14 protein-coding genes are annotated in these 21,821 nt (G+C 72.7%); 4 read left to right on the top strand and 10 right to left on the bottom strand.

Annotation, left to right across the window (positions count from 1 at the left end; translation table 11 throughout):
* Positions 1-74 precede the first annotated feature (74 nt).
* Complete coding sequence (locus tag QWM81_RS05450) at positions 75-1,559, top strand: FAD-dependent monooxygenase (RefSeq protein WP_290110361.1); 1,485 nt, start codon at positions 75-77, stop codon at positions 1,557-1,559.
* Here the strand turns inward: QWM81_RS05450 and QWM81_RS05445 are convergent.
* Positions 1,556-2,530: a DNA polymerase Y family protein gene (locus tag QWM81_RS05445; protein ID WP_290110360.1), complete on the bottom strand. Its 975-nt coding sequence runs from the start codon at positions 2,528-2,530 to the stop codon at positions 1,556-1,558. The two genes, QWM81_RS05450 and QWM81_RS05445, sit on opposite strands and share 4 nt — an antisense overlap.
* A complete protein-coding gene (locus QWM81_RS05440; protein WP_290110359.1) occupies positions 2,527-5,949 on the bottom strand; it encodes a DNA polymerase III subunit alpha in 3,423 nt (1,140 codons plus the stop codon). Before QWM81_RS05440 ends, QWM81_RS05445 begins: the two co-directional genes overlap by 4 nt.
* 140 nt (positions 5,950-6,089) lie before the next feature.
* Between QWM81_RS05440 and QWM81_RS05435 the strand changes: the two genes are divergently transcribed.
* Positions 6,090-7,094, top strand: coding sequence for an ABC transporter permease (locus QWM81_RS05435; RefSeq protein WP_290110358.1), 1,005 nt, complete (start codon positions 6,090-6,092; stop codon positions 7,092-7,094).
* Positions 7,095-7,197: 103 nt separating this feature from the next.
* On the opposite strand, the gene QWM81_RS05430 is transcribed toward QWM81_RS05435, so the two are convergent.
* Positions 7,198-8,283, bottom strand: a complete 1,086-nt coding sequence (locus QWM81_RS05430) for a S1 family peptidase (RefSeq protein WP_290110357.1) — start codon at positions 8,281-8,283, stop codon at positions 7,198-7,200.
* Between the two features lie 257 nt (positions 8,284-8,540).
* Here QWM81_RS05430 and QWM81_RS05425 point away from each other — a divergent pair, with 257 nt between their 5' ends.
* Entirely contained in the window at positions 8,541-9,407 is an 867-nt protein-coding gene (locus QWM81_RS05425) for an alpha/beta fold hydrolase (RefSeq protein ID WP_290110355.1), read from the top strand.
* A 40-nt stretch (positions 9,408-9,447) separates the two neighbouring features.
* Here the strand turns inward: QWM81_RS05425 and fxsT are convergent, their stop codons facing one another.
* The 4 genes from fxsT to QWM81_RS29350 all read right to left on the bottom strand — a co-directional run bounded on the left by fxsT (position 9,448) and on the right by QWM81_RS29350 (position 17,225).
* Positions 9,448-13,380, bottom strand: a complete 3,933-nt coding sequence (fxsT, locus tag QWM81_RS05420) for an FxSxx-COOH system tetratricopeptide repeat protein (protein ID WP_290110354.1) — start codon at positions 13,378-13,380, stop codon at positions 9,448-9,450.
* The gene (locus tag QWM81_RS05415; RefSeq protein WP_290110353.1) at positions 13,364-14,698 is read right to left on the bottom strand and encodes a TIR-like protein FxsC; all 1,335 of its coding nucleotides are present in this window, start codon (positions 14,696-14,698) and stop codon (positions 13,364-13,366) included. Before QWM81_RS05415 ends, fxsT begins: the two co-directional genes overlap by 17 nt.
* 121 nt (positions 14,699-14,819) lie before the next feature.
* Positions 14,820-17,051, bottom strand: coding sequence for a radical SAM/SPASM protein FxsBH, inactivated beta-hydroxylase extension form (gene fxsBH, locus QWM81_RS05410; RefSeq protein ID WP_290110352.1), 2,232 nt, complete (start codon positions 17,049-17,051; stop codon positions 14,820-14,822).
* Between the two features lie 9 nt (positions 17,052-17,060).
* Positions 17,061-17,225: an FxSxx-COOH-like cyclophane-containing RiPP peptide gene (locus QWM81_RS29350; RefSeq protein ID WP_493660864.1), complete on the bottom strand. Its 165-nt coding sequence runs from the start codon at positions 17,223-17,225 to the stop codon at positions 17,061-17,063.
* A 233-nt stretch (positions 17,226-17,458) separates the two neighbouring features.
* Between QWM81_RS29350 and QWM81_RS05405 the strand changes: the two genes are divergently transcribed.
* A complete protein-coding gene (locus QWM81_RS05405) occupies positions 17,459-18,361 on the top strand; it encodes a DUF4231 domain-containing protein (RefSeq protein WP_290110351.1) in 903 nt (300 codons plus the stop codon).
* A 10-nt stretch (positions 18,362-18,371) separates the two neighbouring features.
* On the opposite strand, the gene QWM81_RS05400 is transcribed toward QWM81_RS05405, so the two are convergent.
* From QWM81_RS05400 to QWM81_RS05390, 3 genes are all read right to left on the bottom strand, one after another.
* Positions 18,372-18,851: a hypothetical protein gene (locus QWM81_RS05400; RefSeq protein ID WP_290110350.1), complete on the bottom strand. Its 480-nt coding sequence runs from the start codon at positions 18,849-18,851 to the stop codon at positions 18,372-18,374.
* A 139-nt stretch (positions 18,852-18,990) separates the two neighbouring features.
* Positions 18,991-19,893, bottom strand: coding sequence for a S1 family peptidase (locus QWM81_RS05395; RefSeq protein ID WP_290110349.1), 903 nt, complete (start codon positions 19,891-19,893; stop codon positions 18,991-18,993).
* Positions 19,894-20,338: 445 nt separating this feature from the next.
* Positions 20,339-21,682, bottom strand: a complete 1,344-nt coding sequence (locus tag QWM81_RS05390) for a DUF5685 family protein (protein WP_290110348.1) — start codon at positions 21,680-21,682, stop codon at positions 20,339-20,341.
* Positions 21,683-21,821 lie beyond the last annotated feature (139 nt).

The following is a 21,821-nucleotide window of genomic DNA, read 5'->3' as shown; positions in this document are numbered from 1 at the left end:
CGATGCATGTCCGGGCCGTGCCGTCCGGGAGAAAGCGGTGAGAGATGCGCAGCGACACGTACCGAGGTGCATCGGTGCACGGCGCCGTGGACGTTCTCGTCGTCGGCGCCGGCCCCACCGGGCTCGCGCTCGCCTGCGACCTCGCCCGGCGCGGCGTGCGCGCCCATGTGGTCGAAGCGGCCGCCCGGCCCTTTCCCGGCTCGCGCGGCAAGGGCCTTCAGCCGCGCACCCAGGAGGTCCTCGACGACCTCGGCGTCATGGCCGCGCTCCAGGCCGCCGGCGGCCCCTTCCCGCCCATGCAGACCTGGCGGGACGGCCGGCGGCAGGGCGAGTGGCGGCTGATCGAGCAGGACCCGGACGCCCCGGCGTCGCGCTACCCGGGACCGTGGATGGTCCCTCAGTGGCGTACGCAGGAGATCCTGCGGGACCGGTTCCTCGCCCTGGGCGGATCGGTGGAGTACGGGACCCGGTTCACCTCCCTGCACCAGACCGACCGGCACGTACTGGCCGAGCTGGCGCACCCCGACGGCAGCCGCCGGACGCTGACCGTCCCGTACCTGGTCGGGGCCGACGGCGGGCGCAGCACCGTACGGGAGTCGCTGGGTGTCGCCATGAAGGGCGGGGCGGACGATCTGCGCCCGTCGCTGGTGGCGGACGTACGCGTCCGGGACCTGGACCGCGACCACTGGCACATCTGGCCCGACGCCCCGGGCGGTCCGCTCCTGCTGTGCCCGCTGCCCGGGACGGACGACTTCCAGCTGTCCGCCCGGACGGACATCGAGGACCCCGAGCCCGCCCCGGAGGCGGTACGCGCCCTGATCGCCGCCCGCACCCACCTGCCCGCCGACGCGGTCACCGATGTGGGGTGGGTCTCGGGCTACCGGCCCCGTACGGCACTGGCCGAACGGTTCCGCGAGGGCCGCGTCCTGCTTGCCGGCGACGCCGCGCACGTCCACCCGCCCGGCGGCGGACAGGGCCTGAACATCGGCGTCCAGGACGCGTACAACCTGGGCTGGAAGCTCGGCCAGGTCATCCGCCACCACGCCCCGCCCGCGCTGCTCGACAGTTACGAGGCCGAGCGGCAGCCCGCGGCCGCCGCCGTCCTGGAGCTGAGCACCCGCCTCTACCGGGCCGGCCGCCGGCCCGAGGGCGGCAGCGCCGAGGCGCGCGAACGCGGCCGCGTCACGCACCAGTTGTCGGCCCACTACCGCGACAGCACGCTGTCCACCGAGACGCGCGAACGGCTCTCCCCGGCCGCCGCCCAGGCCGGCGACCGCGCTCCCGACCTCCCGTGCGCCACCCCGGACGGCGGTACGCGACGCCTCTTCGAGCTGCTCAAGGGCCCGCACTTCACCCTGCTGGCGGTGGGCTGCCCGCCGCCCGGGACACCGTCGGACATCCGCACCCACCAGGTCACCGACTGCCCCCTGGCCGATGAGCTCGGCCGGGGCCTGTTCCTGATCCGCCCCGACGGCCACATCGGCCTGGCCACCCGGGACCCGGCCTACCTGGCGCGCTACCTGGCGAAGGTCGGCTTCCAGGTTCCCGCCGCGCTTTAGGCGGCGAGCGACCCCGGCACGATCGCCCCCGGCCCGAACTTGGCCCGCGCCTTGTCCGCCACCGCCTCGATCCGGCGCGCCTTGTCGTCGGCCGGGTCGAAGGAGAGCTGGTGCGCGGCCTTCTCGGCGGACGTCAGCCCCTCGGCGCGCAGCCCGATCGCGCGCACCCGTGCCCGCTGGAGCCCGAGCGCCTCGTGCATCGCGTACGCGGTGGCGGCCAGCTCCACCGAGTGGGCGGTCGGCTCGCGCAGGGTGCGGGTGCGGGTGGTGGACGACCGGTCGGCGTACCGCACGGTGAGCGTCAGCGAGCGGCACACCTGGTCCTCGCCCCGCATCCGCGCGCCCAGCTCCCCGGCGAGCGACAGCAGGGCGCGCCGGTGCCGTTCCTGGTCCAGCTCGTCGCGGTCGAAGGTCCGCTCACCGGCGACCGACCGGGACGCGGCGTTCGGCACGACCGCCGTACGGTCGGTGCCCTGCGCCCGCTCCCACAGCTCGCGCCCGGCCCGCGCGCCCACGATGCGCTGGACCACGGCGAGCGGGGCCGCGGCGAGGCGCCCGATGGAGTCGAGCCCGTACGAGCAGAGCATCCGGGCGGTGGCGGTGCCCACTCCGTGGAGCTCGGCGACCGGCTTGTCCCGCAGGAACGCTTCCGCGTCGGTCACCACCAGCGTCGTCCCGGGCGCCGCGTCCCGTGCCGCCATCCGGGCGAGCAGCGGGTTGGGCCCGGCCCCGATGGCGCAGTCCACGCCGTACAGGGCGAGCGCCCGGACCCGGATCACGGCGGCCAGCTCGGCGGGGCCGCGCCCGAAGTACCGTACGGCTCCCCGCACGTCGGCGAGCGCGGCGTCCGGTGGGATCGCCTGGACGACCGGCGTGAACTGCCCCAGCAGGCCCACCAGTTGGGGAAGCAGGGCGTCGGTCCCTCCTCCTTCAGGAGTCGGCTCCAGCCGGAATCGTACGTAGAGGATCATCCCGCGCTCCCCGGACTCTGGTGCCACAACTTCTTCGGTGCCGCCCCCTCACCCGCCGGACGCAGGTCCGCCCAGGGGTTCATCTCGTACCCGGTCGGCATCGTGATCCGCCGCCCGCTGTCCGACGGAGCCGTCGCCACCGGCTCCGCCAGGCGCGCCGCCACCGCGTCCAGGCCGCCTTCGCGCCGCAGCTCCACCAGCTCGGCGAGGTTCCAGGCGGCCGAGCCGACCACGCTGAGGCTGCGCGACCCGCGCCGCTGCACCACGCCCCGTACGAGCAGCAGCCAGGAGTGGAAGACGGTGTGCGCGCACGCCTCGTGACTGTCGTCGAAGAAGGCCAGGTCCACCAGGCCCGTGCCGTCGTCGAGCGTGGTGAAGATGACGCGCCTGCCGGACCGGATCGGCGGGGTCTGGGTGGCCGCCTTGGCGCCCGCGACCAGCACGGTCTGCCCGTGTGGCGCTCCGCGCAGCCGCTGCGCGGACACGACGCCCAGCTCGGCCAGGAACGCCTGGTGATCGCTCATCAGATTCCGCGAGGCGTCCATGGACAGCACGCCCAGCTCGGCGCTGAGCCGCTCCTCGTCGTTCAGGTCAGGCAGCCCGATGGGCGCGGCCTTCCGGCCGCCCGCGAGCGGGAGTTGGTCGCCGTACGAGCCGGATCCCCGCTGGAGGCGGTGGAGTTCGGCGAGGTGCAGCAGCAGGTCGCGCCGGTTGGAGCCGAACTCGTCCAGCGCGCCGACCTGGGCGAGCCGTTCGGCGACGGGCCTGCTGGGGCGGGCCCGCTCCCAGAAGTCCAGCAGCGAGGCGTACGGCCGGCCGGCCTCGATCCGCGCGGCCTCCGCCTCGCTGATGCCGTGGACGTCCGAAAGGGCCAGCCGCAGGCCCCACTTCCCCAGGGAACCGGACACCAGTTCGATCTGATGGGCGACCGCCGATCGGTTCACATCCACCGGCAGCACCGGCACCCCGCGCCGCCGGGCGTCCGCCAGCAGCAGCCGCTTGGGGTACATACCAGGATCATGCGTGAGCAAACCGGCATAGAAGGCCGCCGGGTGATGCGCCTTCAGCCACGCCGACTGGTACGTCGGTACGGCGAAGGCCACCGCGTGCGCCTTGCAGAACCCGTAACTGCCGAACGCCTCCACGATCTCCCAGGTCCGCGCGACCACATCGGCCGCGTACCCCTTGGCCTTCGCACTCCGCTCGAACCAGACCTTGATCCGGCCCTGCGACTCGGGGTCGGACAGCCCGCGCCGTACCGCGTCGGCCTCCTCCCTCCCGCAGCCGGTCATGATGTCGAGGATCTTGATGATCTGCTCATGGAAGACGACGACCCCGTACGTCTCCCGCAGCGCGTCCTCCAGATCCGGGTGCGGATAGCGGACCGGCGCCCGCCCGTGACGGGCCTCGATGAACGGCCGCACCATGTCGGCGGCGACCGGGCCCGGCCGGAACAGCGAGATGTCGACCACCAGGTCGTGGAAGGTGGACGGCTGGAGCCGCCCGACCAGATCGCGCTGGCCCGGCGACTCGATCTGGAAGCAGCCGAGCGTCTCGGCCGACCTGATCAGGTCGTACGTGGCGGGGTCGCCGGGCCGCACCTGTGCCGGGTCGTCGATGTCGACGACCTCGCCGCTCGCCCGCTGGATCTCGGCGACCGCGTGCGCCATCGCCGACTGCATCCGTACGCCGAGCACATCGAGCTTGAGCAGCCCGAGCTCCTCGACGTCGTCCTTGTCGAACTGCGACATGGGGAAGCTCTCGCCGCTGGTCGGCACCACCGGCGTACGGCGCAGCAGCGAGGCGTCGGAGAGCAGCACTCCGCACGGGTGCATGGCGACGCCGCGCGGCAGTGCGTCCAGCGCCTCGACCAGCTCCCACAGCCTCCCGTACCTCTCCCGCTCCCCCGCCAGCTCACGCAGCTCGGGCAGCTCGTCCAGCGCGGCGCGGGCGTCCCGGGCGCGGATGTGCGGGAAGGACTTGGCGATCCGGTCGATGTCGGCCGGGTCCATGGACAGCGCGGCGCCCACGTCCCGTACGGCATGACGCACCCGGTAGGTCTCCGGCATGGCGACGGCGGCGACCCGCTCGGGGCCGAAGCGGCCGAGGATCGCGCGGTAGACCTCCAGGCGGCGCGCGGACTCCACGTCGATGTCGATGTCGGGCAGCGCGGGCCGCCGCACGGACAGGAAGCGCTCCATGAGCAGGCCCTGTTCGACGGGGTCGGCGTGGGCGATGCCGAGGAGGTGGTTGACGAGCGACCCGGCGCCGGAGCCGCGCGCGGCGACCCGGATGCCCATCTGCCGCGTGTCGTCCACGACCTGGGCGACGGTGAGGAAGTACGTGGCGAAGCCGAGCCGCTCGATGGTGCGCAGCTCGTCCTCCAGGCGGGTCCAGTACGCGTGCTTGCGGTCGTGGCCGCGCAGCACCATCCCGGCGGCGCAGCGCGAGCGCAGCACCCGCTCGGCGGTGCGCCGGCCGGCGCCGACGAGGTGGGCCTCGGGGAAGTGGACGGTGCCGATGCCGAGGTCGTCCTCGGGGTCGACCAGGCACGCGGCGGCGGTCTCCTCGGTCATGGCCAGCAGCCGGTGCGCGGTGTCGCGGCGCAGCCCGGCGGCCTCGGCGACCGCCTGGGCGCAGGCCGCCATCGCGGCCGGGTCCTTCAGCCACCGCTCCCCGCTGTCGAGCCCCTTGCGCGGGTCGATCGGTACGAGGCGCCGGGCGGCGTCCAGGACGTCGGCGACCGGGCCGAGGCCGGGGTCGGCGTACCGCACGGCGTTGGTCAGCACGGCGCGCATACCCCGCTCGGCGGCGAAGCCGAGGGTGCGGGCGGCCTGCCGCAGGGAGCCGGGGCCGGTGCCGGTGCGGCCGTGGTGGACGACCTCCAGGCGCACGGCGTCGCCGTACACCTCGCGCCACGGCGCCAGCAGCCGGGCGGCGCGGTCGGGGCGGCCGGCACCGAGCGCGCGGCCGACCTCGGAGTCGGGTCCGAGCAGCACGGTCAGACCGTCGCCGTGGTTCTCCCCCCACGGCAGCAGCGGGGAGCCCTCTCCCGCGTGCGCGGCGCTGATCAGCCGGCACAGCGTGGCCCAGCCCTCCCGGGAGCGGGCGAGGAAGACCACACGGGGCGCCGACTCGTCGACGAAGGCACCGCCGCGCACGGGGGTACGGCGGCGCTCGGTGGGCGAGGACCCGGTATCCCGCTCCCCCACGGCGAGGTCGGCCCCGAACAGCGGCCGGACGCCTTCCCTGGCGCAGGCCGTGGCGAACCGGACCGCGCCCGCGACGGTGTCGCGGTCGGTCAGGGCGACGGCGTCCATGCCGCGCTCGGCGGCGCGCGCCGCCAGCCGCTCCGGGTGAGAGGCCCCGTACCGCAGGGAGAAGCCCGAAACGGTGTGCAGATGCGTGAACCCTGGCACCCGCACCTCCTGGATCAATCCGGTCTCACCTCCCCCACTACCACCATAGACCACGTTCGAACGGGTGTACGACAGGATAGGAATCCGCCATTCAGCCCACCCCACCTGCATGAACGGGGAGCGCCCCCGAGCGTGGGGGCATGAAGCTCGTCGATGAGGTGAAGAGCGCCGTCACGCCCCGAGCCGCCCTGCTGGTCATCGGGGTGCTCGCCCTGCAGCTGCTGTTCATCGCGTCCTACGTGGGCGCCCTGCACAAGCCCAGGCCGACCGACGTGCCCTTCGGTGTGGTGGCCCCCGGCCCGGCCGCCACCCAGGCCGCCGAACGGCTGGCGGACCTGCCCGGCGATCCGCTCTACCCGCGCGTGGTCCGCGACGAGGCCGAGGCGCGCCGCCAGATCCTGAACCGGGAGATCGACGGCGCACTGATCATCGACCCGCGCGGCACGACCGACACCCTGCTGGTCGCCTCCGGCGGCGGAACGGTCCTCGCCAACGCCCTGACCCGGATCACCACCCAGCTGGAACAGGCCCAGCAGCGCACGGTCCGCACGGTCGACGTGGCCCCGGCCTCCCCCGAGGACTTCGACGGCCTGTCCGCCTTCTACCTCGTCGTCGGCTGGTGCGTGGGCGGCTATCTCTGCGCGTCGATCCTGGCGATCAGCGCGGGCTCCCGCCCCTCGAACCCCCAGCGCGCGATCATCCGGCTCGCCGTGATCGCGCTCTCCGCGATCGCCGGGGGCCTGGGCGGCGCGGTCATCGTCGGGCCCCTCCTCGGCGCCCTGCCCGGCAGCGTGCTGGGGCTGTGGGGCCTGGGCGCCCTGGTCGTCTTCGCGGTGGGCGCGATCACCCTCGCACTCCAGGCGCTCACCGGCGTCATCGGCATCGGCCTGGCGGTCCTGCTGATCGTGATCGCGGGCAACCCGTCCGCCGGAGGGGCCTTCCCGGCCCCGATGCTGCCCGACTTCTGGCGGACGATCGGCCCGGCCCTGCCGCCGGGCGCGGGCACCTGGGCGGCGCGCTCGATCGCGTACTTCAAGGGCAACGCGCTCTCCGGCGCGATGCAGGTCCTGGCCATCTGGGCGGTGGTCGGCACCGTGGTCACCCTGGTGATGTCGGCGGTCCGCAGGAAAGAGGACAGGGCCTGACACGACGGGATCCCGGACCGAAGTCCGGGATCCCGCCGGAAGACCGGAAGACCGGCAGACCGGCAGAGCACACGACCGGAAGACCGGAAGACCGGAAGAGAACTCAGCCGATCTGCGCCCCGAAGGCCGTCAGCGCCTCCGTCACCGGCTGGAAGAACGTCTCCCCGCCCGACGAGCAGTCGCCGCTGCCGCCCGAGGTCAGCCCGATCGCGGCGTCACCCGAGAACAGTGAGCCACCGCTGTCTCCCGGCTCCGCGCAGACGTCGGTCTGGACGAGCCCCTCGACGACCTGGCCGTTGCCGTAGTTGACGGTGGCGTTCAGGCCGGTGACCTTGCCCTCGTGCACCTGGGTGGTCGACCCGCTGCGGACCACCCGCATCCCCACGGTGGCCTCGGCCGCCTTGGTGATCGCCTGCGTGCCGCCGTCGTAGAGGTCCACCGCGCTCGGATGCGCGGTCTCACCGTCGTACTTGACCAGCGCGAAGTCGTTGCCGGGGAACTGCGAGTCGACCATGGTGCCGATCGCCGGGCCGCCTCCGGTCTCGGACCACTGGCTGCCCGTGTCGCCGCAGTGGCCGGCGGTGATGAAGTGCGGCTGCCCGTCCTTGACGACGTTGAACCCGAGCGAACAGCGCCCGCCGCCGGAGTGGATCGCGTCACCGCCCGCGATGAAGGGCCTGAACTCGCCTGCCGTGCGCTTCAGTTCCGCCTTCGTCCCCAGCCCCTTCACGACCTGCGTCAGCCGGTCCAGCGACGCGCCCTTGACCGTACGGTCGGCCGTGACGACCACCTTGTTGGTCACCGGATCGACGGCCCAGGACGTCCCCGGTATGGTCGCCCGGTTCTTCAAGGTTTGCCGGGCTTCGCCCAGTTCGGCCAGCGTGTGCTCGACGATTCTCGCCTCACCGCCGGCCGTGCGTACGGAGTCGGCCGCGGCCGCGTCCGCCACATTGACGACCAGCGTCCTGGACCCGGCGTCGTAATAGGACCCGCCCGCGTCGCCGCCGAGCGTCTTCTCCAGTGTCGAGGCGAGATCTCCCGCCGCGGCCACCGACAGGGTCTTCACGGTGAACTGCGGCGGTTCCTCGCTGGCGTTCGCAGTCTGGAAGGTGATTCCCGCTCCCAGCAGAGCCACCGCGGCTCCACCGGCGAACGCCGCACGCCTTTTGGGTATGCGTCGGTGCTTCAACTTCGACCTCCTGTGGGGGCCGTGTCCGGGCGCGTGGGGTGCCCTGGACACGGAGGATGGGCAGCCCACTATCCCGATACCGGCCGGTAGCACACAAGGTCGAACTCAGGACGCGCACGCGACCTTCACGCCGTGCCCCCGGAGCACCCACCATTCCGGGGCGGTTGCCGTTTGCGAACGCGGAACACGTCACGACAGGAGACACGGGCACCCTGATGGGTAATCATCGAGGGACCTACAGCGAAGGAGGCGGGGGCTTGCGACGTCGGGTGCGCGCTGCGGACGGCCGGCATCTGATGGTGGAGCGCCTGGGGGACCCGCAGGGCCGTCCGGTCTTCCTGTTGCACGGCACGCCCGGCAGCAGGCTCGGCCCGGCTCCACGCGGCATGGTGCTCTACCAGCGCGGTATGCAACTGATCGCCTACGACCGCCCCGGCTACGGCGGTTCCGACCGGCTGGCGGGGCGCAGCGTCGCCTCCGTCGCCTCGGACGTGGCGGACATCGCCGACGCCCTCGGTCTGGAGCGGTTCGCGGTGGTGGGCCGCTCCGGCGGCGCCCCGCACGCACTGGCCTGCGCGGCCCTGCTCCCCGACCGGGTGACGCGTACCGCCGCGCTCGTGACGCTGGCGCCACGGGACGCGGACGGGCTGGACTGGTTCGAGGGCATGGCGGCGTCCAACGTCACCGAGTACACCACCGCGACGCTCGACCCGGAGGGCGTCGCCGCCCGCCTCACACCACGCGCCGATGAGATCCGCAAGGACCCGGTGCGGCTCCTGGACGACCTGCGCCGGGAGCTGACCGCCTCCGACCGGATGGTGGTCTCGGACGCGGGCGTCAGATCCATGCTGCTGCGCAACTACCGGGAGGCGCTGCGCACTTCGGCGTACGGCTGGATCGATGACGCGCTGGCCTTCTGCAGCCCCTGGGGCTTCGACCCGGCGGACATTCCGGGCGAGGTGCTGCTCTGGCACGGCGAGCAGGACGTGTTCTCACCGGTCGGCCACTCCCGCTGGCTCGCCCAGCGCATCCCGGGCGCGACAGCCGTCCTGGAACCGGCCGCCGCCCACTTCGACGCCCTGCACGCCCTGCCGCGCGTCCTCACCTGGCTCCTCGACCACTGAGCCGCACCCGGCGCCCGGCGCCGGAGCGCACCCCGCCCCGTCACACCGCCAACGGCTCCAGGTCCCGGTGCACGCGCCGCTCCTCCCGCGCCAGCCGGGCCAGCGCGTGCTCGTCGCCCAGTTGCCGCGCCAGTTCCGCCGCCGTCTCCGCCCGCAGCCGCGCCGCCTCCTCCTTGCGCCCCAGCGCGCCCAGCGTGACGGCCATGTTGGACGCCACGCCCAGCACCTCCGGGTGGTGCCCGCCCAGCACCTCCCGCAACGCGCCCACGGTCCGCCGTTCGATCCGCAGCGCCTCCTCGAACTCCCCCACGTCGGCCCTGGCGTTCGCCAGGTTCACGGTGCAGAAGAGCGCGTACGGATGCCGCTCACCGAGCACCTCCCGCATGATCCGCAGCGCGCCCTCAAGGAGCTGCTCCGCGCTCTCCGGGGCTCCGCACCCCCACTGGTAGATGCCCAGGTTGTTGATCGCGGCGAGCGTGTAGGGGTGCCGCTCCCCCGGCACCTTCCGGTACTGGTCGACGACCTCCTGGGCCAGGTCCCGCGCCGCCACCGGCTCACCCGCCGCGAACAGGTCCGCCGCCAGGTTCAGGTCGCAGGCCAGCGAGTCCGGGTTGGCCGAGCTGTACTTCGCCCGGTAGCGGTTGCGGGTGGCCGTGGTGAGCCGTCGCGCGTCGTCCAGCAGGCCGGCCCTGCGCAGGGAGACGGCCAGCGACTTGGCGGCCGCCAGCGTGCCGGGGAAGGCGCGGCCGAGGGTCTCCTTGTAGGTGGCGTACGTACGGCTGAGCAGGGCGACCGAGTCCTCGTACCGCCCGACCTCCCGCAGGTCGCGGGCGAGCGAGGTGGCCGAAGACAGGGTGTAGGGGTGGTCGGGCCCGAGCACTTCGGTGCGCCGGTCGAAGACCTCCTGGTCGATCTCGCGCGCCCGGGCGTACTGCCCGACCATGCGCAGGTTCAGCGCGAGGTTGTTGGCGGCGGCGAGGGTGCGCGGGTGGGACTCGTGGAAGATCTCGCTGAAGCCCTCGTGCGCCTCGGTGGCCAGCTCCATGGCCCTGCCGTACTCCCCGAGCGTCCCCAGGTCCATCGCCAGGCCGCTCGTCGTCATGTACGTGTGCGGATGCGAGGGCCCGAGCACCTCCCGCTGCCGCTCCAGCGTCACCTCGTCGAGCTCACGCGCCTCCACGTACCGCCCCTGCGAGCGCAGGATGTTGGACAGGTGGAACCGCAGGTACAGGTACTGCAGATCACGGTCGCCCAGCATCTCCTTCCACGCCTCGCGCAGCTCGCTGCCGAGCGTCCACGCGGTCTGCCAGTCCCCCCGCTTCCACAGGTAGCGCACGCGGTCGATGAGCAGCCGCCGGGTCTCCGGCTCCTTGCAGAACCGCGCCTCGGACGTGCCCAGATGCGGCCAGATGGTGGCGAACCGGCCCCATGTCTCCGGGTTGTCGATCGGCTCGTCGTCATCGGGCCGCGCCCCCGCCAGGATGCGGTGCACGGCGTGCCGGGCCTGCCTCTGCTCCTCCTCCGACAGCTGCGAGCGGATCACCGCCTGCACCAGCCGGTGCACCTGTATGGAGTTGGACACCTGGTCGACCTTGGCCAGCGCGAACCGCCCGATCTCCCGGATCACCCGCCCCAGCACCAGCTTCTCCTGGAGCGACGGGTCGTACGGCTTGAGCGCCTCGATCATCTCCTTGCTGTACAGCAGGTTGGCGTGGATCGGCTCGGGCGCGAAGAACGCGCACAGCTGGAGCAGCCGCACGGCGGCCGGTGAGCGTTCCTTGAGCCGTTCGATGGACACGTTCCAGGTCGCGGCGACCGGCTCGGGATAGCCGGCCGGCTGGTTGAGCGCCAGCGTGCGCGCGGCGGCCTGCTCCAGCTGCTCCAGGTACGCGGCGACGGGCGTGGCCGTCTCCGCGATCCAGGCGGCCGCCTGCTCGACCGCGAGCGGCAGGTCACCGACGGCCGTGGCGACCTGGTCGGCGTCCTCGACGCTCAGCCCCTTGGCCCGGCGCTGGAGGTGTTCGATGGACTCCTCCCGCAGGAACACGTCCACGGGCAGCGCGTCGCCGTACTGCGACCACGTCTGGTTCCTGGAGGTGACCAGAATGTGGCCACCGGTCGGGAAGAACCGCTTCAGCTGATCGGGGTCGTCGGCGTTGTCGAACACCAGCAGCCACCGGTGGGAGGGAATACCGCGCCGCAGCAGGTCGATGGCCTCCTGGGAGGCGGCGGCCATGTCCTCGCCGCCCTGGGCGCCGAGGCGGACGGCCAGTTCGGCCAGCGACGCGATCACGCCGTCGGTCTGCTCGGCGGGGATCCACCACACCAGGTCGTAGTCGGCCATGAAGCGGTGCACATACTCCAGCGCGACCTGGGTCTTGCCGACGCCGCCGAGCCCGTACAGCGTCTGCGGCTGGGGCAGGACGACGGCCATCCCTCCCCCGAGCTGGTCGCGCATCCGCTCCAGGACCACGGAGCGGCCGGTGAAGCCGGGGTTGCGGGGCGGCGCGTTCCAGATCTTCGGCACGGTCCCGGGGAAGCGCGGCCCGGGCGGCACGCCCTCGTTGAGCTTGACGGGCCGGTCCAGGGCGCGCAGCAGCGCGGCGGTGGCGTGCGTCTCGTCGAGCCGGAACAGGTCGACCGGGTTGCGGTCGATGTACGGGGTGGTCAGCCGGACGTCCCCGACCCGCACCGGCAGCAGGTGGCGCCGCCCGGCGCCGGGGTCGTCGGCGGCGGCCCGCTCCCACACGTCCACCGCCCGCGCGGACTTGAGGTAGGCGCTGGACAGCAGGACCACCGTGCGGGTGGCGTTCTCGGCGGCCCGCAGAACATCGCCGCCCGACGTCGCGGGGTCGGCCGAGACGTCGCGCGGCACGACACGGAAGCCCGCCCGCGTGAGCACCGACTCGATCCAGTCGGCCCACATCCGGTTCTCGGCGACGTACGACAGGAACAGGTCGGCGGGCATGGCGGGCCGGCGCCGGGTGAACGCGTCACGTATGCGCAGCCGTACTTCCTCGGCGACCGTGGGCATGGAGGTGACGCGCCCGTCGGTGATCACGGCGGTGAGCCGCTCGAAGGCGGACAGCAGCGAGTTGGCGATCCCCGCGTCGTCCCCGAAGGTCGCGAGGGTCTCCTCGTACGCGTAGTACGGCCGGTACGGAATCTCCACCGCGCCCCAGTAGGAGGCCAGCTCCTCCCCGGTCAGCCCGGTCGGGAAACCGTCGAACTTCAGCCGCGCCAGCGCCCGTCCGGCATCCGCCTTCTCCTTCTCGCCCTCGTCGATCCTCATCGGTACGGGAAAGATCCGGATGCCGCGCCCGCCGTACCGCTCGTCGATCTGCCGGGCGACGGCGGCGGCGCCGTCCATGGACTGGTCGCTGAGGGTGAAGCAGTCGACCAGCGCGTCCGGCAGGTGCACCGTGCAGATGTCGGCGATGTCGCTCAGGCCCGTGCGGCTGTCGATGAGGACGTAGTCGTAGTGGGCCTTCATGTCGTCGCGCAGCGCGTCGAAGAAGTGTCCGCCGCCGAGCCGGTCGTAGAAGTTGTCCCAGTCGAAGGTGGAGACGGTGGCGGAGTATTCGCGGTTCTGCTTGCCCGCGGAGACGAAGTCGAGGGTGCCCCCGTCGGGGAACTCCCAGCCGAGGTTCTCCGGGGTGAGGGAGACGGCGTGGGGCTGGATGCGCGCGTAGTCGCGGTGCCAGTCGTCGGGCCGCTGCGCGGGACTGGTGGCGGCCCAGGCGTATTCGGTGATCAGGTCGATGACGCCGGTGGTGGCACCGAGCGTGGACGGGTCGAGGAAGGGGTGGAAGAACCGGTGCAGGCCGGGGGCCTCCAGGTCCCAGTCGACGGCCAGGACCCGCTTGCCGTTCGCGGCGAGGATCCACGCCGTGTTGGCCAGGGCCATCGTCCGCCCCGTTCCCCCCTTGTAGGAGTAGAAGGTGACGATGCGTCCGTCACGACTGGCTGTCATCCAAGTCCTCCGCATCGGGCGCGTTGTGGTGCGTCTCCGGTCTGACGTGCGTGGTGGTGAACTCGCCGGGCACCGGGCCGCGCAGCCGCGGCCGCTCGGTGTGCCGGCCGCCCGCCGGCGGGTAGACGGCGGCGTGCCGCAGGTACTGCTGGGCGGCCGCCTCCACCACTTGGGGCAGGATCTGGCCGAACGCCTCCATGCTGGGGACGCCTCTCGCGGCGGCCCGGCCGGCGGCGCGGCCCTGGCCCATCTTGACGGGCATGGTCCGTTCGAGTGTCTCGTTCAGCTCCGCGTCGGCGGCCCGGGTCTGGTGGTCGCCCTGGTTGCGCGGGACGACGACGCTGACCCAGGGGCGGTGTTCCGCGTCGAAGGCGGCGAGCCGTTCGCGGCGTTCCTCGTCCTTCAGGGCCCAGCGGTCGAGGAGCAGGATCTCGGGCCGGCCGGGGGGCTGTTTGGCGTCCGGCGGGCCCGTGTCATGGTCGAAGGAGGAGACGGTCGCCTGGTAGTTGAGCGCGCGCAGCAGGTCCTCGGTGACGTAGGCGAGCGGCCGGGCGGCGTCGGGGTGGTACGGGCTCCAGTCCTGCGGCATCTCGCCGTAGAACCGGGGGTCGCGGCCTTCGGGGAGGTCGTGGCGGGTGGGGGCGGCGACCGTGACCTTCAGGGGCCGGGGGCCGCGGCCCGGGGTGCCGAAGGCGCTGGGCGCGGCGCGGTAGTCGACGGGTCTGCCGGGGCTGATGGCGACGGCGTCGGCGACGGAGACGATGCGTTTGGCCAGTTCGTATACGGCCCGTTCGTACTCCTCGGCGAATACGCGGAGTTTGATCAGGCCGTAGAGCCCGTCGGTGACGTACCGGTCGCCGAAGTCGCGGTGGTTGAACTGCAACCGCTCGGCGGGGCCGGGGAGTTGCTCGGGCGGGACGGGCACCCACAGGGCGGGCACGATGGCTTCGGCGGGTCTGTTGTGCTTGGCGTGGTGGTAGATGGCCCGGGTGGCGAAGGCGTACCACTCCTTGCCGCACATCTCGCTGACGAAGTAGCGGGGCGAGAAGAGCGGGACGAAGACGCGGCAGGTGGCCAGGACTTCCCCGAGCCGTTCCGACCAGCCTTCGCCGGAACGTATCTCCCGGTCCATGAACCCGGCGGAGGCTCCGGCGGGCAGGTCGGTCATGGCCATCACATGGCCGCATAAATCGCGGAAGAGCCGCTCGACCCACATGTCGGGATCGGGGCCGCCGGCTCCGTACCTCGGCGTGTGCGCATAACTCAGGAAGAAGTACGGCCGATGGTCCGCCGCTCGCGCTTGCGGTGACGCCTGCACACGACCCCCGTCCTATGTGATCACTCGTATCCGGGAGGAGAAGGATACGAGCTGATTAATCATTCCGGAGCGCGCTGCGGACCACTCCCATGGCGTTCGGTCATTCCACGCTGCTTTTCGGTCATCCACGCGCCGGCACGGCGGACGGCCTTCTTGATCGGCACGGCTGGGCCCGGGACAGTTCCTCACGCAGCCCGCGGACCACGAGTTTTCCGCCGACGGTGAGTTCGGCGGCGCTTTCCAGCAGGTCGAGCGCCCTTTCCGCGTGGTCGGCGTGGCCTTCCTCGTACGCCGCGAGGCCGACCCGCTCGTACGCCCCGGCCAGCAGGGCGGACACCGGCACCGGCGCTTCCCGCCAGGGCGCGGGGTGGCTCCAGGCGCCGTCCAGCGCGTAGAGGTCCGCGACGTCGAGCAGCGCCCGCAGCTTGGCCCGCCGGAAGCCGCGCAGCAGGGCCCGCGCGAGCGCACCGGTCTCCTCGTGCAGCGGCAGGCCGAGCGCCCCGTATCCGTGCCGTCCCACGGAGGGCTCCGCTCCGGCCAGTGGGGTCAGGACGCGCAGGCCGGCGGCGGCCTCACCGGCCTGTTCCGGTACGGCGTCGCGCAGCAACGCCCAGGCGCGCTCCAGCCGCCCGCTGAAGTCGGCCGCCTCGGCGCGCGTGAGCCGCCCGGCGGCGGGCGCGTCGAAGCAGTGCCGGTACGGGTCGAGGTCGTCGAGCGCGACGCCGCCCGCCCCGTGCCGCACGGGCCGCCAGCCGGCGCCCTCCTCAGGGAGCCGCTCGACGCGCCGCTCGGTCCCCTCCGCCCGTACCGCCAACCCGTCCCCGGTCGCCCACACCTCGGCGTCACCGGCCACGTCGAGCCGGAGCGTCCCGAGCGTCGGCAGATGCAGCGCGCCGCCCCGGTGGGCGACGCGGACCGGCACGTCCAGCCCGCCCCGTACGGCCGCGGCCGCCACGTACCGCGCCAGCTCCCCCGCCAGGCCGGTGGCCCCGGGACGTTCCTCGCGCAGAGCGTCCAGGCAGTCGAGGAGCCAGGTCCGCGTATAAGGGTGGGCGAGCACCTCGTCCAGCCCGTCGGAGCGCCGCTCGACCGCGCCCGCGAGCTCCCAGGCCTCGGCCCACCGCTCGCCGCCGCGTCCATCGAGCTCGCTGTGCAGTTCGGCGAGCAGGACGCGGGTCAGCTCGTGCTGTTCGGCGAGGAGCGCGCCGGGGTCGGTGAGGGCGGGGGGCGCGGTGGCGGCGGCGGTACGGGCCTCGATGCCGCGCACCAGCGCTTCGAGGTCGGCGCAGTAGACGGACGGGTTGTCGAAGCCGCTGCTGTGGCGGTAGCGGTGGGTGTAGAGCCCTCCGCCGCAGGAGCGGACGACGGGGCACCGCCGGCAGGTGTCACCGACTCCGGCGAGGCCGAGCTGGCGGGCCCGGACGCCGGGGTGGGCGGCGACGTCGTCCAAGGAGTGCCGGTACACATCGAATCCGGTGGCGGCGGCGCCTTCGTACGCGCTCTTGAGGGAGTCGACCTGTTCCAGGGTGCCGTCGGTCTCGACGACCACCAGGTCGGTGGGGGCCAGGCCCAGGGATTCGGTGAGGCTGGGGCCGCCGTCGAGCGTGGACAGCACGGAGGCGAAGAGGCGTACGGGGACGGGCCTGCCCTGGTGGTTCCACCGGTCGAAGACGGTGAGGATCCAGTCGGCGTACGCGGTGGGTGAGCCGTCCGGACGGGGCGGCGGGTCCTCCCAGGTGGCGTGCGGCAGGAGGAAGTCGATGCGCGGGGGGTCGAGCGCGGTCAGCGCGTCGTACACCGCCACGGGGTCGTTGGCCACGTCGATCGTGCACAGCAGGCCGAGGTTGAGGTGGCGGTAGCGCTTCTGGCGCAGCAGGTCGACCGCCCTCAGGACCAGGGGGTGGCTGCTGCGGCCGTCGGCGAAGCGGCGGTGGCGGTCGTTGGCCGTCTTGTCGCCGTCGAGGGAAATGCCCACTTTCACGCCGTACTCGTCGAAGAGATCGAGGTAGCGGGGGCTGAGTCGCAGGCCGTTGGTGTGGATGCGCAGATCCAGCTCGGTGACCGGGGCGAGGGCGGCGGTGAGTTCCTCGCAGACGCGCCTGAGGCGTGCGGGCCCTGCCAGCAGAGGCTCCCCTCCGTGCAGGATCACTGACACGGAGGGCAGGGCATGTTTCTCGGCATGCTCGGCCAGTCGCAGAGCTGTCCAGGAAATGGCCTGGTCAGAGATTGCTTTGGGGCGGGTACGCCAGCTCTGATCAGCGTGTTCGTAGATATAGCAATGGTCGCAGGAGAGATCACACCTGCTGTGGACCTTCAGGACGATCTCGCGAAAAGGGACCAGCGGTCCAGTCATTCCGCCAGTTTAGAGCGCGGAGTTGAACGTCGGGACTCGCTCGGTACGCTCACTCACCGAGGGAAGAACGCGGCTGAGCTTCTTCGCGGCGGTGGCTCCGCGCACGTCGATCTCGGGGAGGGCCACGCGATTTTTCTTCGCGACAGCGAATGCGACTGGGGGCTGAAGGCTCACGACGGCCGTCCTTGGGGGATGTGGGTCGGTCTGGGGATAACCGCACCGTTGCGGTGTTGGCGGCACGACTTTACTCTCATGGCCACCCGCGGCAAATCAGCGCGTGGAGCGGGAACGAAAAGCGTTGCACCGGCATTCCCCGAACGGCCCGGAACAAGCCATTCCATCGAAAGAGTGAGACAAAACCGCAGACGGGGGTGCGCATGACGGCGTTTCAGGGCCCACTGCAGAGCATGGTCTTCCGAAACGCGGATCTGCCGGCGCTGTTCCACCGATCCGACGAGACCGCCATCGCGCGGCAGCGTGAGGCGGTCCAGGACACCCGTCTGCAGCTCTGGCTTCTGGTGCTGGGCGCCTGCCTGGCGGCGGTGCCGGGCGGCTGGCGGATCGGTGCCGGCTTCCAACTGGCCGGAGCGCTCAGCGCGGTGGCGTACGCGGGCGTGCTGCTGGCCACGTACCGCGCCTCCGGACGCCGAGCGAAGTCGCATTGGCAACTGAACCGCTCCGCCGCCGAGTTCATCAAGTCGATGTGCTGGCGGTACGCCGTCCATGGGGCTCCCTTCGACGCCAACTGCCCCGACCCGGAAGGAGAGTTCCTCGCACGGCTGGAGGACGGGTTGAGCGAGCTGCGGAAGGTGGGCTGGGCCGACCCGCGCGAGTCGGGGACGGCCGACGCGCGGGCGGAGCTCATCACCCCGGCCATGCGGATGCTGCGCGCCAAGCCCTTCCGCGTACGCAAGGAGACGTACGTCAGGGACCGGCTGATCGAGCAGCGCAACTGGTACCACAGGCGGACCGTGGTGTCGCGCCGGGCGACCACACTGTGGTCCGTGACCATCTCGATGCTGACCGCGCTGGCCCTGTTCCTGGGCGCGCTGCAGACCTTCTCGGCCGGCGGGTCGGCCGTGGCGGCCGGGCTGCTGTCGGCCGCGGCGGCCTCGTGCGTCGCCTGGAGCGAGATCCGCCGTCACCAGCCGCTCATCGCGGCGCACTCCCTGGTGGAGGAGGACCTCGCGGCGATGCACACCGCGATGGAGACGGTGATCGGCGAGGACCGGTGGGCGGCGGCCGTGTACGAGACCGAGCGGATCGTCTCGCCGCAGCACACCGACTGGCTGGTCCAGCACCGGCGGTGAGACGAGCGCTTCAGGCCCGTTCGACACCCGCCCGCCAGATGACCGTCACCGGCGTCCCCCGCTCGCGGGCGTAGCGGACGATGTCGCCCGTGCCGCCGAGGCCGCGGGCCGGGCGGCCGTCCCAGACCGCGAGCAGCCGGTCGCAGTGGTCGGCGATGTAGGTGCCGGCCGCGTAGTACGCCTCGTCCGTGGAGTGCGGGTAGTCCATCCGCACCTCGCGCGTGGCCCGCTCGCGCAGGCAGTGGTAGCGAGCGAGCTCGCCGGGGTCGTCGAAGCCGTCCTCGTAGTCCCCGCTGGGGATGACGACGGTCAGCTCGGCACCACAGGACAGGGCGATGTCCGCGAAGAGCTGGTCCGCCCCGGCCGCCAGACTGGAGAACACCTCCAGGGAGCCGTCATGGCCGTGGAAGACCGCCCGCACCGCGGCCTGGACATGGGTGAGGAGCTGGTCGGGGATGTCCCTGTGGCCGGTCACTCCGATGCGCTTCATCCGCCCCCGCTCTCCTGGCCGACGCTCCCACAATCCTCTCAAATGCGGGCACGGCGTCGAGCCCCCGACCGCGATCCGGTCGGGGGCCCGTGGCGCCGGCGCCGGACTGGCCGGCGCCGGACTGGTAGCTGGGGCCGGACTAGTAGACGCTGACGCGGTAGGCGTTCAGGGCCTCGGTGACCGGCTGGAAGAAGGTCGTCCCGCCGGAGGAGCAGTTGCCGCTGCCGCCGGAGGTGAGGCCGATGGCGCGGCTGCCGGAGTAGAGCGGGCCGCCGCTGTCGCCGGGCTCGGCGCACACGTTCGTACGGATCATGCCGTAGACGATGTCGCCGCCGCCGTAGTTGACCGTGGCGTTGAGGCCGGTGACGGAGCCGCTGTGGGTGCCGGTGGTGGAGCCGCGGCGGGTGACGGACATGCCGACGGTGGCGTTGGCGGCGCTGGTGATGTCGACGCTGCCGACCGTGCCGGGCTTGGAGATGGAGGTGTTGGAGTAGCGGACGATGCCGTAGTCGTTGTTCGGGAAGCTGGAGCCGGTGGTCGGGCCGAGGACGGTGGTGCGGCCCGAGTTGGCGTACCAGGTGCCCGCGCCGTCCGTGCAGTGGCCGGCGGTGAGGAAGTACGTGGTGCCGGCGCTGTCGCGGACGTTGAAGCCGAGGGAGCAGCGCCAGCTGCTGGCGTAGATGGCGTCGCCGCCGGAGATGAGCTTGGTGAACTTGCCCGGGGTGCGCTCGATGCGCAGGGCCCCGGCGTTGGCGCCGGCCTCGCGCTTGATCGCGGCGATCTCGGCCGGGGAGACGGTCGAGTCGGCGGTGACGACCAGGGTGTTGGTCTTCGGGTCGACGTGCCAGGCGGTGCCGGCCACATCGGCTTCGAGGACGGCCGAGCCGGCGGCGGACAGCTGGGCGGCGCTGTACGTCCGCGGGGAGTCGGCGCTCGCGGCGGGGACCGCGAGGGCGGCGGCGGATATGAGACCGAGGGAGACGGCGAGCAGACGGGTGCGTCTGGCTGCGCCGCTGCGGGGGGTGGTGCGCTTGGTGCTCACTTGTCGTTCCTCCCGAGGGGAATCGGGGGCCCGCCGTGGGGTGCCGGGCCCGTGAGTCGCGGCCAGGTGACCCGGCGGTGTCCGGATTGCGAACACGCCGTGTTCCTGACAAGCGCTGCTCGGAGTATTCGCGGGCTCAACTACCGACGCAAGGGTGTCTTTCAGCCGCACCCGGGGCCCGTTCCTGGCCCTGGAGAACCACGGCAAGGGGCCGCGAGGAACGAGCGGCCCGAGGAGGAGCAACTATCGGCACAGGCCCGCGCCCCGCGGAGGTGACCCGGGCCCCGAGGAGGACACCCCTTGCGCGGGGCGGCCGGAATTTCGCCCTTCAGGGATGGCCGCGCAGACTTCTACGGACCGTCAGCAGCCGTCGCAGGGGCAGCAGCAGTCGCACCCTCCGCAGTCGCAGTTGCAGTCCCCGTCGCGGCAGCAGCCCCTGCGCTTTTTACGGGACCAGGGGCCCTCGTACTCCTTGGCGCAGCAGATCTGGCAGGTGCAGAACAGCCAGGCAAAGGCGGCGCAGCCGGCCCAGAAGCCGCGCGGCTTGGGCTTGGACGGGTCGCCGCCCCCGCCGAAGCCCGGCGGCATCCCACCGCCGAAACCGCCGGGACCACCGTGGCCGGAACCGCCGGAACCACCGTGGCCGGGACCTCCCAGCCCGCCGTGGCCGGGACCGCCGGAACCCGGACCTCCCCAGCCCGCCGTGGCCGGGACCGCCGGAACCCGGACCTCCCAGCCCGCCGTGGCCGGGACCGCCGGGACCGCCGACGTCACCAGGGCCGCCGGGGTGGCCGGCCGGACCACCGAGCCTGCCCGGGCCGCCGGGGTGCCCGCCGCCGTAGGGGCTGGGCGAACCGTACGGCCCGTACCCGCCGCCCGGCGGTTGCTGCGGCGCGCCATGCCCCTGGCCCCGGTACCCCCGGTGCGTGCAGGTCGTCGTGGTGAACGCCCGGTCCACCGACTGCCGCAGCTCGTGCGCGAGCAGCACGTGCAGCAGCGTGTCGTCCACGAATTCCGCGTCGCGCAGGGCGAGCCGTATGCCGTGCAGCGCGTCGTCCGCCAGCCGCCGCGCCTCGGCGAGCGAGGTGCCGGTCGCGGTGAGGGGGTTCCAGGCGCCCGACGCGGCGTCAGCTTCGCGGTCCTCCACGGCGTCCAGCAGATGCGCGAGCCGCCCGAAGAGCCGGCCCGCCTCCGCGAGCGGCGCCACGTTCCGCGGCTTGCCGGCCAGGACCGCGGTGTGCGCGAACGCGGCGGCGGTGGCCGTCTCGGTGGGCTCGGTCACCGTCAGCAGCGGCGTACCGGGCCCGGCCAGCGCCTCGATCCCGGTCTGCCGGTCCACCGCGTCGACCAGCACGGCCGTGTCGAAGCCCAGCTCGCGCCCGGCCCTGGCGCCCGCCCGGTCCCAGCCTCGCGCGACCCGGCGTGCGGCGGCCGCCACCGGACGGCGCGCCAGCAGGCCGTCCCGGTCGGCGACATGGTCCCGTACCTTCGCGGAGGCCAGGACCAGCGAGACGGCGGCGGCGAGCCGCGCGCCCTCGCCCCGGGCGACCGGCGCCGTCCGCATGGCGCGCAGGGGACAGGGCCCCGCCGTGCGCCGTGCCCCACCGTCCCGCTCGGCCTGAGCCTCCGTCAGGACCGAGACGATCAGGCCGTCGTAGTTGGTGACGATCCGGGCGAACTGCCCGTGGTCGGCCCTAAGTGCCAGGCACAGCCCGCACAGATGGGCCATCCACTCCGCCTTGAGCCCCTCCGTGAGCCGGTGCGTACAGGGCCTGACGATTCCGAACATGGCGCTCCCCCGTGAGTCGTTCCGCCGCGCGGCGGGCATCGTACCGAGGTGGTTCGTTCACCCGTACGTCCGCACGCTCACCCGTCCGGCCTGAATGTCATATGTGAGTTACGCGAGGTCCTTCTCAGGCCCCGTACGC

Source organism: Streptomyces ficellus, from assembly GCF_030406405.1.
Lineage (GTDB): Bacteria > Actinomycetota > Actinomycetes > Streptomycetales > Streptomycetaceae > Streptomyces > Streptomyces ficellus_B.
Note: the sequence above shows the minus strand (reverse complement) of the source record. Positions and strands in the feature narration are given on the sequence as shown.

Coding starts and splice junctions, on each gene's coding strand:
- QWM81_RS05445 (WP_290110360.1), bottom strand. CDS start 2,530: ATGATCCTCTACGTACGATTCCGGCTGGAGCCGACTCCTGAAGGAGGA.
- QWM81_RS05435 (WP_290110358.1), top strand. CDS start 6,090: ATGAAGCTCGTCGATGAGGTGAAGAGCGCCGTCACGCCCCGAGCCGCC.
- fxsT (WP_290110354.1), bottom strand. CDS start 13,380: ATGACAGCCAGTCGTGACGGACGCATCGTCACCTTCTACTCCTACAAG.
- fxsBH (WP_290110352.1), bottom strand. CDS start 17,051: ATGACTGGACCGCTGGTCCCTTTTCGCGAGATCGTCCTGAAGGTCCAC.
- QWM81_RS05405 (WP_290110351.1), top strand. CDS start 17,459: ATGGTCTTCCGAAACGCGGATCTGCCGGCGCTGTTCCACCGATCCGAC.
- QWM81_RS05400 (WP_290110350.1), bottom strand. CDS start 18,851: ATGAAGCGCATCGGAGTGACCGGCCACAGGGACATCCCCGACCAGCTC.
- QWM81_RS05390 (WP_290110348.1), bottom strand. CDS start 21,682: ATGTTCGGAATCGTCAGGCCCTGTACGCACCGGCTCACGGAGGGGCTC.